The following is a 12,509-nucleotide window of genomic DNA, read 5'->3' as shown; positions in this document are numbered from 1 at the left end:
AATGTTAAATAAAAAACTTTTATTTGTAGCAATGCTAAGTGCGGGTTTTACTGCCACTGTTCAGGCTGGAGATGAAGTACATCAATTAAATTTTAAAGAAGCTGTAGACCGTGCAGTTGCCGATGGGACTCTGGATGGTTCTGTAAAGTTTTATTTAAAGGGGACAAAGTCTGGTGGTAAAGTTATTCAAAAAGATGCGGTGACCAATAAAAAGACCAATGGTTTTGGTAAGTCGGCAGCAACGTCTTGTGACTGGGTTTTACGTTCAGCACTGATCCAAATGCAAAACAATGCTAAAGCACAAGGGGCAAACGCCGTTACCAATATTGTGAGCTATTTTAAAGCCAATGAAACAACGAGTACGACAACTTACGATTGCTATAAAGGCACCATGATGGCGGGTGTGGCATTAAAAGGCGACGTGGTTAAATTCTAATTAATTATTTAGTAAGGTTGAGATAATGTCTAAGCGCAAAATTGAAGTCTATACGCAGGCATTATCTCAGCTTCTTTTAAAGTCTAAACAAGATTTTCCCGACTTCCGTACATTTAATTATTATAAAAAACAACAAATACAGAGTGTCAGAAATAGACTAATCGCAGAGAAACTACAACTCAATTCAACGGAATTGGAGTTTGCCAAGCATGAACATGGTAAACCTTATTTGTTAAATCATACTTTGCATTTTAATCACTCACATAGCCAACAATACTACGCTTTAGCCATGAGCGAACATGTTAAAGATATTGGTGTAGATGTTGAGGAACTTGATCGAAATGTACGCTTAGATGCATTAGCAAAACATGCTTTTCATCCCGATGAATATGCAATGTGGCTAAGTTTGGACCAAGATAGAGAATATTGGTTCAAAGTCTGGACCATTAAAGAAGCGGTTTTAAAAGCTTCAGGATTAGGCATACGTTTAGATTTAAATACATTAAATACTCAGGCACATCCTACTGATCATGGTGGATTCTGTTCTCATCCACTGAATGGGACATTTGCTTATCAGAATTTTATTGTTGGCAATATGATATTAACCGTGGCATGGCGTTCAGAGTTATCTTGCCGTGGTTTTCAGTTTCCGTCTATTCAGCTTCACTCACTTGATCATTAATAATATAAATAGCAAATATAAAAAAACCGCGTATTACGCGGTTTTTTATTAAAAGGAGAAGCTAAAAAAATTAAGCTTGACCTTCAACTGCAGCAGCTTGAGCACGTTGCATGTTAGCTTCAAACTCTGCATCAAAGTTGATTGGAGTAAGAAGTAACTGTGGGAAGCTACCTTTAGTTACTAAATCATTTACAGCTTCACGTAAGAACGGGAACAAAATATTTGGGCAGTATGCGCCTAAAATATAAGGTAAACGTTCTTCTTCAATGTTGTCGATCAAGAAAATACCTGATTGAGTTACATCTACAATGAACGCTGTTTCGTTGTCGTTATCGGCTTGTACCACAACTTTTAGAGAAACTTCAAAGTGAGTTGGGTCAATCTTTTCTGCAGCAGAAGAAAGATTGATATTAAGTTCAGGTTGCCATTGTTTAGTAAAAACCTGCGCCCCAGGAACCTCAAAAGAAATATCTTTTGTATAAATACGCTCTAAAGCTAATTGTGGTTGAACTTGTTGTTCTTCGCTCATTGTTTTTTCCTTAATATGGATGCGATGTTAAGCCAATAATTCGTCGAGTTTACCTTCACGCTCTAAAGCATAAAGTTGGTCAAAACCACCGATAAACTGATCGTTAATGAAAATTTGTGGGACAGTACGATGATTTGTGCGTTGCATTAATTCAACACGTACTTCGGGTGCTTCAACAGAAAGATTTACTTCTTTATAAGCAACACCTTTACGCTCAAGTAACTGTTTAGCACGAACGCAATACGGGCATACAGAAGTTGAGTAAACAATGACGTTTGCAGCCATGATAATTCTCCTTAAGCTTTTGGTTTGCTTTTAACAAGAGGTAAGCCTTGCGCTTTCCAGTTACTGATACCACCATCAAGACGATAGCTATCGTGGTGAGCAACTTTTTGCAAAGCACTTCCAGCAACTTGCCCCAAGTTGCAAATAAATACCAATGGACGGTCACTTGCTTTTAATTCGTCAGCATGACTTGCGATTTGGCTATACGGAATATTGCGACTGCCACTAATGTGACCTTCGCGGAAATCTTTGCTATCGCGTAAGTCAATCAAAAGAGCATTTTTCGCTTTCACTAAAATACCAAGCGACTGTGGAGAAATTTTACGACCGTTACGTTGACCTTCAAAAATGAAGAACAACACGATCAAGACTCCGAGCGTACCAAACAAAATGGGGTGATTCCCCATAAACTCTAACCAGCGTTCCACAAGTCACCTAAAAAAATTAAAAAACAAAATTGACCTAGAGTATAGCGTATATAGATGGTGATCAAAATCACCACTTCAAGGGCAAATAGGGCAGAAAATCAGTTTTTTTGCTGTGCTTCTTGAATCTCATCGATTAAACGCAAAAAGCTATCTAGTCGTCGTGGCAAAATTTCACCCGCTTCAACGGCCTGTTTAAGCCCACAATTCTTTTCATGAGTATGTGTGCAATTACGGAATTGGCAAGACCCTAGATGTGCTGCAATGTCTGGAAAGCCCATACGAATTTTTTCTAAATCGAGATGCCAAAGCCCAAACTCACGAATTCCCGGAGAATCAATTAAGGCACCATTTTTACCGAAGTTGATTAAGCGTGTAGAAGTTGTCGTGTGTTGTCCAAGTGCAGAGTTTTCAGAAATAACATTGGTTTTTTGCTCTGCATCTGGAATGAGCACATTAATTAAAGAGCTTTTTCCTACGCCTGATTGCCCTACAAATGCGACAGTTTCACCATCTAAACGCTCAGATAAAGCAGAGATATCTCCCTTCTTAGACTGACAAATCATCACCTCATAGCCCAAGGTTTTATATTCTTCTAATAGGGTGAGAATTGGGTCATTTTCAGTGAGTAAATCAGACTTATTGAGGACCAAAAGAGCAGGAATGTTAGCGTCTGCACAAGCAACTAAATATCGATCAATTAACGTTGGAGCTGGTTCAGGAAGCGGTGAAAATACAATCACAATCAAACTGATATTTGCTGCCACTGGTTTAACTTTGTGATAGCGGTCAGGGCGGGTAAGTAAGGATGTACGTGGATGAATGGCTGTAATAATGCCTAAACCCGTATTGGGGTCTGCCTGCCATTTAACACGATCACCAGTTACAAGTAACTCAAGATTAGTTCGAGTATGGCAACGCCAAACACTATTGAGCTCGATCGGCTTCCAGAATGGTTCTGGTTCTCCTTCGGCAACTTGTGGTTTTTCTGGGTGATGCTCAGGTACAGAGAGGGCTTGTACTTCAAGTTGACGGCCATAGTGTTGTACAACGAGTCCATCTAGATCCTGTGAAGTATCGATCTCTTCTTGGCGAGTTTTATGCTGTTTTTCAATACGACGTTGCTGCTGTTCAGTTAAACGACGCTTACGAATTAAAGCCATTCATATCCCAAAAAAACCATTGTTTGAAGACCGCAAAAATAGCATGAAGCAGCTATAGAATTACAGCGCGGAAGCAAGAAATTTGCTACTATTGATGTTTTTACGGCATTTTAGAACGTACATTCATGAGCAGTACTTTAAATACACGATTAATTTGGATTGATCTGGAAATGACTGGATTAGATACCGATAATGACCAAATTATTGAAATCGCAACAATTATTACAGATGATCATTTAAATGTACTTGCCGAAGGTCCAGTTTTGGCTATTCATCAACCTGATCGTATTTTAAATGCAATGGATGAATGGAACACTCGTCAACATGGGCAGTCTGGTCTGATTGAACGAGTTCGTCGTAGTAAGTTAACAGCCCGTGATGCTGAGTTACAAACTTTAGAATTCCTAAAAAAATGGGTAAATCCAAAAGTTTCACCAATGTGCGGTAACTCAATCTGTCAGGATCGCCGTTTCTTACACCGTCTTATGCCTGAACTTGAGCAGTATTTCCACTATCGTAATCTTGATGTATCTACGGTAAAAGAGCTTTCAAAACGCTGGCGCCCTGAAATTATGAGTGGCTTGAAAAAGAATGCATCACATTTGGCAATGGATGATATTCGTGACTCAATTTCAGAGTTGAAATATTACCGCGAATATTTCTTTATTATGAATACTGATGGTAAAGATTGATTACGTTGTAGACGTGATATGAAAGGGGCTATAGCCCCTTTTTTTATTGCTAAAGGACATTGTTACAATAATGCCGCTCGCCTGATTTGGCTTTCATATTCATTTTGCTTAAAATGATGTTTTAAATTTTTTATTATAAAAAGAGAGCATTTATGCAAAGTAATAACCCGATACTGACTCGTGTTGAAACGGTCAGTGACTATAGTCAACCGATGACTGTGCAAGGTGCGATTCAAAAATCTGTTATGTTGACGGTCATTGCAGCTGCGGTGGGTGTCGCTTTATTTTTCTATGCAGCCTTTACTGCAAATGTTGGTATTGCTTACGCAGCTTCAATTGTGGGTGCAATTGGTGGCTTGGTTTTAGCTTTAATTACAACGTTTAAACCAACGACCGCGCCAACATTAGCAATTCCGTATGCCTTATTTGAAGGGGCTTTTTTAGGTGGTATTTCGTTTACTTTCCAGTTGAAATACCCAGGTGTTCCACTTCAGGCTTTATTAGCGACCTTTGTCACCACCTTGGTGATGTTTGGTCTATATAAATTCCAAATTATCCGCGCTACTGAAAAGTTCAAGTCAGTTGTAATCTCTGCATCTTTAGCGATATTTATTGTATTTATTGTGCAGATGGTCATGCGTTTAGCATTTGGTTCAAGCGTTCCTTATATTTTTGAAAGTAACTGGTTAGGTATTGGTTTTGCTGCATTTGTAGCGGTAATCGCTTCACTTAATCTGATTTTAGATTTTGATTTAATTGAAACCAACGCAGCGTATCGTGCACCAAAATTCATGGAATGGTTGTGTGGTATTGCGCTACTTGCAACTTTAGTATGGATGTATATTTCTTTCTTACGCTTACTTGGCTTATTGTCTGACGACTAAGATTGAATTCATCTAGAAGTCGCTCCTCATCAGGAGCGATTTTTTTTCGTGCGATTTTTGAAAAAAGATGCATTATGCAATTTCGAAAACCGCCGAATATTGGCATTATGCTTGAAATTGTTTTGAGTGAGATCGGCATGACACAAGGACTTTTAGCAGGTAAGCGCTTTTTGATTGCAGGCGTTGCTAGTAAATTATCAATTGCTTTTGGTATTGCCCAAGCATTACACCGTGAAGGTGCAGAGCTTGCGTTTACTTATCCAAACGAAAAATTAAAAAAACGTGTGGATGAATTTGCTGAGCAATTCGGTTCTAAGCTTGTGTTTCCATGTGATGTTGCTGTTGATGCTGAAATTGATAATGCATTTGCAGAACTTGCAAAACATTGGGATGGTGTAGACGGTGTTGTACACTCAATTGGCTTTGCACCTGCACATACACTTGACGGTGACTTCACTGACGTGACTGACCGTGAAGGTTTTAAAGTTGCTCATGACATCAGTGCATACAGCTTTGTTGCAATGGCACGTGCTGCAAAACCTCTATTACAAGCTCGTCAAGGTTGTTTATTAACTTTGACTTACCAAGGTTCTGAACGCGTTATGCCTAACTACAACGTAATGGGTATGGCAAAAGCTTCTTTAGAAGCTGGTGTTCGCTATTTAGCATCAAGCTTAGGTGTTGACGGTATTCGCGTAAATGCGATTTCTGCGGGTCCAATCCGTACTTTAGCTGCTTCTGGTATTAAATCTTTCCGTAAAATGTTAGATGCCAATGAAAAAGTTGCGCCGTTAAAGCGTAATGTAACTATTGAAGAAGTAGGTAACGCAGCATTATTCCTATGCTCACCTTGGGCTTCGGGTATTACTGGTGAAATTCTATATGTAGATGCTGGTTTCAATACTGTAGGTATGAGCCAATCTATGATGGATGACGAATAAGTTTTAAAATTTATTCAGCTATAAAAAAGCCGTAGTTGAAGGACTACGGCTTTTTTAATTGGTACAAGTTATTGCGGCAGTTCTTTTACAGGGGAACCACCTAAAGCTTGCATGAGGGTGACATACGCGTTGTATTGGCTTTGCTTGGTTTCAACGAGGCTTAAGCGAGCAGTACGTGTGGTTTGTTGTGCATCGAGAAGAGTCTTTAATGCAACAGCACCATAACGGTAGCGGACTTCAGTTAAACGTTCGGTTTTTTCTGCAAGTTCAACATTACGTTCTTGTAATGCTACTTGTTTGTCGAGTTCTGTACGACTCGATAAAGCATTTTCGACATCAGCAAAAGCCTGATATAGCGTTTGACGATATTGAATAATCGCTTTTTCATAATCTAGATTGCTAATCGCGATATCTTTTTTCATATCGTTATATTGCAAAAACGGTAAGCTTAAACTTGCACCAAGCGTCAGGGCAGGGTTGCGTAACAACTCCGTTAACGATGTGCTGCTTGAGCCTAAACTACTGGTTAAGCTAATTGATGGGTAGTAGCTTGCTTTGGTTGCATCTTTAGTTGCTAATGCTTTTCTTAAGCGGAGCTCACTTGCTTGCAAATCAGGCCGGCGCGATAAAATATCGGCAGGTAAACCAGCACCAATGGTAGGAAGAGCAGTGCGTGGTAAACGCTTTGGCTCTTGAATGTTTAGTTGCTGTAATGGCTCATGCAATAACACTGCAATGGCTGTGCGTGTTTCAACCAGTTGTTGTTCAATCTGGCTTAAGCTTGCTTTTTGGCTTTGCACCGATTGTTCTGCTTGAGTCAGATCTACACCTGAAACGGCACCAGCTTTATATTGAATCTGAACCAAGTCATAAAGCTTTTGAGAGGTCGCTAGGCTTTGCTGAGCAGTCGCATAACGTTCATTTAAATAACCCAGTTGCCAATAGAGTTTGGCAGTGGTTGCAATTAAACTTTGTCCAGTAGCTTGTAAATCTTGTTCAGTTGCTAAAGCTTCCCATTTACTTGCTTCGGTTTGGCGTGCAAGCTTGCCAAATAAATCAAGCTCATAGCTTACTCCAGCGCTCATTGAAAGACCTTTAGCGCTGTCATCTCCCGAATTTAAATCGAAAGAATGTCCTGTAGAAACACTAGAACTGGTTCGTAAGCCTTGTTTGTTTGCAGTTAGATCAGCTTGTAGACGAGCTTGCTTTAAGGCAATACCTGCAACTGCTAAATCACTGTTACGCTCTAATACATTGCTTACGAGCTGATTAAGCTGCGCATCGTTAAAAAGCATCCACCAACGGTCAGAGTATTGATCGGCAGACATAGTTTTTGCTTTTGCTGTGTCATATTGAAAACTACCTGGAACTTGTACCGCAGGTGTTTCATAAGGGGTTTTTACTACAGCTGCGCATCCTACAAGAGAACTCGTGAGGAGAAGTGCTGTGCTGAGTTTAGTCATAGAGAAAGACATGCAATTTTCCTTATTCTCGAGATAGAGCGGCAACAGGGTCAAGTTTTGCAGCATTCTTGGCTGGTAAGAAACCAAAAACGACACCAATCAGTGTTGAACAGACAAAGGCTGCAATAATTGATGTGCTTGAATAAGCTACGCTAAAGTTACCGCCAGCAAATTTATTAATAAGTTGCCCAAGGCCAAGCGATAGTAAGACGCCAAGCACACCACCAATTAAACACACCAAAATTGCTTCAATCAGGAATTGCTGCAAAATATCACTTTGTCTCGCACCTACAGCCATACGCACGCCAATTTCCTGAGTACGTTCAGTCACTGAAACCAACATAATATTCATTACCCCGATACCACCGACGACCAAAGAAATTACGGCAATTGCTGAAACCAGAAGCGTCATTGTACTGGTGGTTTTCTCAATGGTTTGACGGATACTGTCACTGTTCATGGTGAAAATATCTTGTGCACCATGGCGCTGGGTTAATAGGTTTACAATCGCATTTTCAGCTGCGGCAGTTGAATATTTGTCATTAATACGAACCACGATATTACGTACATTCGACTGACCCAACATACGGCTCATTACGGTTGTATAAGGCATATAGACATTTAGAGTGTCATCTGAGCCCATACCGCTTGTTTGCGGTTCTACCACACCAATAATGCGCGCAGGTACACTACCGAGCAGTACCACTTGACCAATTGGGTTGGTACCGTCACTAAAGAATTGTTTTTGAGTATTGGTATCAATGACTACATCTTGTGAGCGGTCACGAACACTACGTTGGTCAAAAGTTTGCCCATCTTTAAAGACTAAACCTTTTACGTCGAAATAATCGTTACTCACACCATTAATGGTCGCATTTGCTTCATTTTGTTGGTAACGCATAGTTTTGGATGTACTGACCATTGGACTGACCGCACTGACATAAGGCTGAGTCATTAACGCATCAGCATCGGCAGGAACCAAAGTCTTAAAACTTGCAGTTTTGGAGTTGTCACCAAAACCACGGCCCTGAAATACCGTAATTGTATTTGTTCCGAGACTACTAATATTGCTTAAAATTTGCTGTTGAGAGCCTTTACCTAGAGCGACCACCGTAACAACAGATGCAATACCAATAATGATCCCAAGCATGGTTAAAAAAGTACGCATGCGATGGGCATTCATAGACAGTAAAGCCATTTGAAAGGCTTCTGATAAACGGTCTAAAGTAGAACGCCATGCAGAAATACTTTTGCCTTTCTTCTGTTTACCTTGTAAAGCAGGAGCGGCATCAGGATCAGATTTGATCGGTTCGGCTGCATGATCTGGAACGTTAGGACGGTCACTAATAATTTCTCCGTCACTAATCTCGATAATACGAGTCGCATTTTTTGCAACTTGCATATCATGAGTGACTAAAATAATAGTGTGACCTGCGGCATTGAGTTCACGCAAAATACGCATCACCTCAACACCACTATGAGAGTCGAGTGCCCCTGTCGGTTCATCTGCCAGAATGACGTCACCGCCATTCATGAGCGCACGGGCAATAGAAACACGTTGCTGCTGACCACCAGAAAGTTGGCTTGGCCTATTGAGTGTTTTTGTGCCCAAACCTAATTCGGTCAGTAGAGCCGTTGCGCGTTGTTTACGCTCAGAAGGGGTAACCCCTGCATAAACAGCGGGAACTTCAACGTTACCTTCGGCAGATAAGTCACCAAGTAAATGGTAGCGCTGGAAAATAAAACCAAAATATTCACGGCGAAGTCGAGCGAGCTGATCGGGCTCAAGTTTACCCGTTTCTTGCCCATTAACCTTATAACTACCACTCGTAGGTCGGTCCAAACAACCCAAAATATTCATGAGGGTCGATTTACCAGAACCAGACTGGCCGACAATGGCAACCAGTTCACCTTCATAGATGGTTAGGTCTATGCCTTTTAAAATTTGTATTGTGCTTTCGCCAGCAGGGAATTCCCGGACCAGATTGCTGACTTCAAGCAATGCTTGTTTTGTCATGCTTACATTCCCATTGGGCCACGGCGACGGTTATTACCACTATTTGCAGAAGCAGCAGAAGTATCTGAACTATCTGCAATTACAACTTGGTCACCTTGTTTTAAACCAGCAAGAACTTGCGCATTTACACGGTTATTAATACCCACCAAAATTTGAGTCGGTTTGGTTGTACCATCTGCTTGTAAAATACGTACTACGCTCAGCGTTGCTTTACCTTGTTCAACCAGTTGTTTTTGTTCAGCAGTTAAATTTAAGCGTTCTAAACGAGCACCATTACCTTCATGTTTGCGTTCTGTACTTGGGGTAGAACTTGCTTTCTCAGATGATTGACCTGATTTTCTTTGACCAGAAAATTGTTTACTACTTAAAGCAGAAGATGGAACCAATAAAGCATTTTTAGCTGAATTTAATACGATATAAACTTGTGCAGTCATATCAATACGCAATTTACCATCGGTATTTGGCACATCGAATAAGGCATTGTAGTAAACAGCTGAACTGGTTGTTGAGCTTGTTGTACTGGTTGATTCGCTCGAAATTGAGTCAGGAGCTGGTTCAATTTGACGTAAAGTTGCATAGCGCTTGGTTTCATCACCTAAAGTTGTAAAGTAAACCTGTTGTCCTTTTTCAACTTTCATAATGTCAGCTTCACTGACTTGCGCCTTAATCGTCATGTTTTGTAATTTTGCAATTTTGACAATTGTTGGCGCGCTTTGGTTCGCGTTTACGGTTTGACCTTCTTCAGTCACAATCGCGACAACCGTACCATCAGTTGGAGCAACAATACGTGTATAACCAATATTGGTTTGAGCCGTAGATTTTGTCACTTTGGCAGATTCGATTTGTGCATCTAATGCTTTAATTTGCGCCTGAGCTGTTTTATAGCTAGCCTCAGCCGATTCTAAATCTGCACGCGGCGTTGCATCTTGTGCATACATTTGTTGCTGACGGCGGTATTCAAGTTGTTTCTCATTTAAGGAAGCAACTTGTTGAAGTCGCTGTGCTTCTAAATTTTTAATGTTTGCATCAGAGGTTTTTAGACTGTTTTCTTGGGTTGTTGAGTCAATTTGTGCAATAAGTTGACCTTGCTTAACCTGATCGCCCAACTGTACATACATCTTTTTAACCTGACCAGATACCTGCGCACCCACACTAATGAGTTTGGTTGCATCAAGTGTACCTGTCGCAAGTACATTATTTTCAATATCCCCACGTGTCACTTCAGCAGTAATATATTGAGGCTGTTGCTGTTTAGGTTTTAAAAACTTCCAAGCTAATACAGCAATAATTGCTATACAGACGATGATAATAACGAGTTTGATTGGCTTTATTTTTGGCATGGTGAGAGGTCGAAAAGTTTAAAATTTAATTTAGTATAAAAGCGAAATGAGGATAAAACGTGAATTTTTATGATAATTCAAGAATGAAGAAAAATGATTCCACCGAATTATTGTACAAATAGCGTTTTCCCACATAATTCAGCAATCGCCTGCTGCATCAAATGTTGGGCATTTTCGTTCGACATACCTTTAATTGCTGCATCAACTTGCAATAGAAGGGTAGACCATCCTAAAAATTGTTGAGGATTTAATCTTCTTAATGCTTGTTGATATAAACTGACTTTAGTTTTCCAGATGCCAAGTTGTAATGCATTATGAGGCTGCTCAAATAATTGCATCAATAAACGCATTTCTTTACTTAAAGTCCATAAAATCAGACTTTCTGGTTCGCCAGCAGCAATTAAATATTGAAAAATTTTAATGGATTGAGCGAGATTACCTTCTAATAGCGCGTCGCTTAAATCGTAAGTGGTGTAACGAGATTGATCTTGTAAACAAGCATATAACTGTTCAATTTGAATCAGTTGTTGGTCTGGAAAAGTGTCTCTTACACGCATCAAGCTATTTTTAGCTGCAAGCAAATTGTGCTCATGATGTTGCATGAGCCAGTGCCAAGCGTCATTGTCGAGTTGAATTTCAAGTTTTTCTGCTTCAGCAGATAAAATTCTTTGACGGTCTTGCGGATAGTTCGCTGTTAGGGCAACGACAACACCATTTGCTTCCACAACTTGGAAAAAAGCAGACTTTAAACTACTACTATCTTGCTTAGGTAAAACAATTAAAAGTAGGTTAGTTTCATTATGCTGAATATAACTTTTAAGTTGTTTTAATCCATTTGCATCAGGTTTTATATTGCCATGTACTTCAATGGCGAGCTGCTGAGAAAATAAAGATAAGCTGTTAAGAGCGTTAAAAACATTTTTCCAGTCGCTCACGCTACTAATATCGTAGCGTTGTCTTTCAACTTCTTGTTGTTGCCAACTTTTACGAAAAGCATCTAATAAATTTTGTTCCAGCAAAGGTTCTTGGCCATGTAAGATCCACGCACCCCGTGCTTCCGGAATGCGTTTTAAGGCTTGTAAATAGTCAATTTTCATTGCGGGTAAAAATAAAGATTAAGGCTGAGCTTTTGGTAAACGGTTTGCTGAAATCTGACGAGTAATTTGCTGTGCAATGTCATCAATCACAATACGTTGCAAATAAGATTCTTGCTGATTTTCGGTGTTAACCGTTGCAAGATCATATTGATAACTACGAGATGCAGTTAACGAACGTGGTTCTGTAATTTTATTACCCTGACGGTCTTCAATCTGGAAGGTTACAGTTAAGCGTAATAATACTTCCGTTAGCTTTCCGTTTAAAAGCTGACGACGTGGAGTGTACTCTAAAACACGGAGTACATAGGCATCATTATCATTGCTGAGTTGAACACCATTTGCAGCTAAATATACTTTTAACTGCGTTTCCAAATCATCGGTTTTTGCTGGTAACTCAAGGCTTAATTTTTTATAAACAAGCGGAGTTGCAGTCGGGTTGCTTCCTTTTAAATGAAATCCACACCCGACTAAGCCTGCACTAAGGCCTAAGGTCAAAACAACAGCGGCTAAACGTTTGGCAAAGTGCATGCTTGATCCTCTCATTAATAACTTTAA

Annotated in this window: 14 protein-coding genes; 5 read left to right on the top strand and 9 right to left on the bottom strand. The window is 40.0% G+C overall.

Translation table 11 applies throughout. The annotated features are described in order from the left end of the window. Position 1 precedes the first annotated feature (1 nt). Positions 2 to 436, top strand: a complete 435-nt coding sequence (locus tag KTI79_RS10240; protein ID WP_016144319.1) for a hypothetical protein — start codon at positions 2 to 4, stop codon at positions 434 to 436. Positions 437 to 461: 25 nt separating this feature from the next. Next, positions 462 to 1,118, top strand: a complete 657-nt coding sequence (locus tag KTI79_RS10235; RefSeq protein ID WP_032054408.1) for a 4'-phosphopantetheinyl transferase family protein — start codon at positions 462 to 464, stop codon at positions 1,116 to 1,118. Between the two features lie 70 nt (positions 1,119 to 1,188). On the opposite strand, the gene secB is transcribed toward KTI79_RS10235, so the two are convergent. From secB to rsgA, 4 genes are all read right to left on the bottom strand, one after another. Further along, positions 1,189 to 1,647 carry a protein-export chaperone SecB gene (gene secB, locus KTI79_RS10230; RefSeq protein ID WP_002115005.1) on the bottom strand — a complete coding sequence of 153 codons (459 nt, stop codon included), beginning with the start codon at positions 1,645 to 1,647 and terminating at the stop codon, positions 1,189 to 1,191. 27 nt (positions 1,648 to 1,674) lie between these two features. Next, on the bottom strand, positions 1,675 to 1,932 hold the full coding sequence (gene grxC / locus KTI79_RS10225; RefSeq protein ID WP_002114715.1) for a glutaredoxin 3: 258 nt from the start codon (positions 1,930 to 1,932) through the stop codon (positions 1,675 to 1,677). Positions 1,933 to 1,943: 11 nt separating this feature from the next. Then, the gene (locus KTI79_RS10220; protein ID WP_000443006.1) at positions 1,944 to 2,360 is read right to left on the bottom strand and encodes a rhodanese-like domain-containing protein; all 417 of its coding nucleotides are present in this window, start codon (positions 2,358 to 2,360) and stop codon (positions 1,944 to 1,946) included. A 98-nt stretch (positions 2,361 to 2,458) separates the two neighbouring features. After that, positions 2,459 to 3,520: a ribosome small subunit-dependent GTPase A gene (rsgA, locus tag KTI79_RS10215; protein WP_005066188.1), complete on the bottom strand. Its 1,062-nt coding sequence runs from the start codon at positions 3,518 to 3,520 to the stop codon at positions 2,459 to 2,461. 125 nt (positions 3,521 to 3,645) lie between these two features. Between rsgA and orn the strand changes: the two genes are divergently transcribed. The 3 genes from orn (at position 3,646) to KTI79_RS10200 (ending at position 6,037) form a co-directional block, all read left to right on the top strand. Continuing rightward, entirely contained in the window at positions 3,646 to 4,212 is a 567-nt protein-coding gene (orn, locus tag KTI79_RS10210) for an oligoribonuclease (RefSeq protein ID WP_000099436.1), read from the top strand. Positions 4,213 to 4,364: 152 nt separating this feature from the next. Beyond that, positions 4,365 to 5,096: a Bax inhibitor-1/YccA family protein gene (locus tag KTI79_RS10205; protein WP_004794670.1), complete on the top strand. Its 732-nt coding sequence runs from the start codon at positions 4,365 to 4,367 to the stop codon at positions 5,094 to 5,096. A gap of 137 nt (positions 5,097 to 5,233) precedes the next feature. Further along, positions 5,234 to 6,037 (top strand): enoyl-ACP reductase, encoded by an 804-nt coding sequence (locus KTI79_RS10200; protein ID WP_031944198.1) that lies wholly within the window; start codon positions 5,234 to 5,236, stop codon positions 6,035 to 6,037. Positions 6,038 to 6,105: 68 nt separating this feature from the next. Here the strand turns inward: KTI79_RS10200 and KTI79_RS10195 are convergent, their stop codons facing one another. From KTI79_RS10195 to lptE, 5 genes are all read right to left on the bottom strand, one after another. Continuing rightward, the gene (locus KTI79_RS10195; RefSeq protein ID WP_086376335.1) at positions 6,106 to 7,500 is read right to left on the bottom strand and encodes an efflux transporter outer membrane subunit; all 1,395 of its coding nucleotides are present in this window, start codon (positions 7,498 to 7,500) and stop codon (positions 6,106 to 6,108) included. 22 nt (positions 7,501 to 7,522) lie between these two features. After that, positions 7,523 to 9,517 carry a MacB family efflux pump subunit gene (locus KTI79_RS10190; RefSeq protein WP_032054410.1) on the bottom strand — a complete coding sequence of 665 codons (1,995 nt, stop codon included), beginning with the start codon at positions 9,515 to 9,517 and terminating at the stop codon, positions 7,523 to 7,525. 2 nt (positions 9,518 to 9,519) lie between these two features. Further along, positions 9,520 to 10,857 carry a MacA family efflux pump subunit gene (locus KTI79_RS10185; RefSeq protein WP_086376330.1) on the bottom strand — a complete coding sequence of 446 codons (1,338 nt, stop codon included), beginning with the start codon at positions 10,855 to 10,857 and terminating at the stop codon, positions 9,520 to 9,522. A 107-nt stretch (positions 10,858 to 10,964) separates the two neighbouring features. After that, entirely contained in the window at positions 10,965 to 11,954 is a 990-nt protein-coding gene (gene holA, locus KTI79_RS10180) for a DNA polymerase III subunit delta (RefSeq protein ID WP_032054412.1), read from the bottom strand. Positions 11,955 to 11,972: 18 nt separating this feature from the next. Further along, positions 11,973 to 12,482, bottom strand: a complete 510-nt coding sequence (gene lptE, locus KTI79_RS10175) for an LPS assembly lipoprotein LptE (protein ID WP_032054413.1) — start codon at positions 12,480 to 12,482, stop codon at positions 11,973 to 11,975. Between the last annotated feature and the right edge of the window lie 27 nt (positions 12,483 to 12,509).

It is taken from the genome of Acinetobacter sp. WU_MDCI_Abxd143 (assembly GCF_025514195.1).
GTDB lineage: Bacteria > Pseudomonadota > Gammaproteobacteria > Pseudomonadales > Moraxellaceae > Acinetobacter > Acinetobacter pittii_H.
This window is presented reverse-complemented; position numbering and strand designations above follow the sequence as displayed.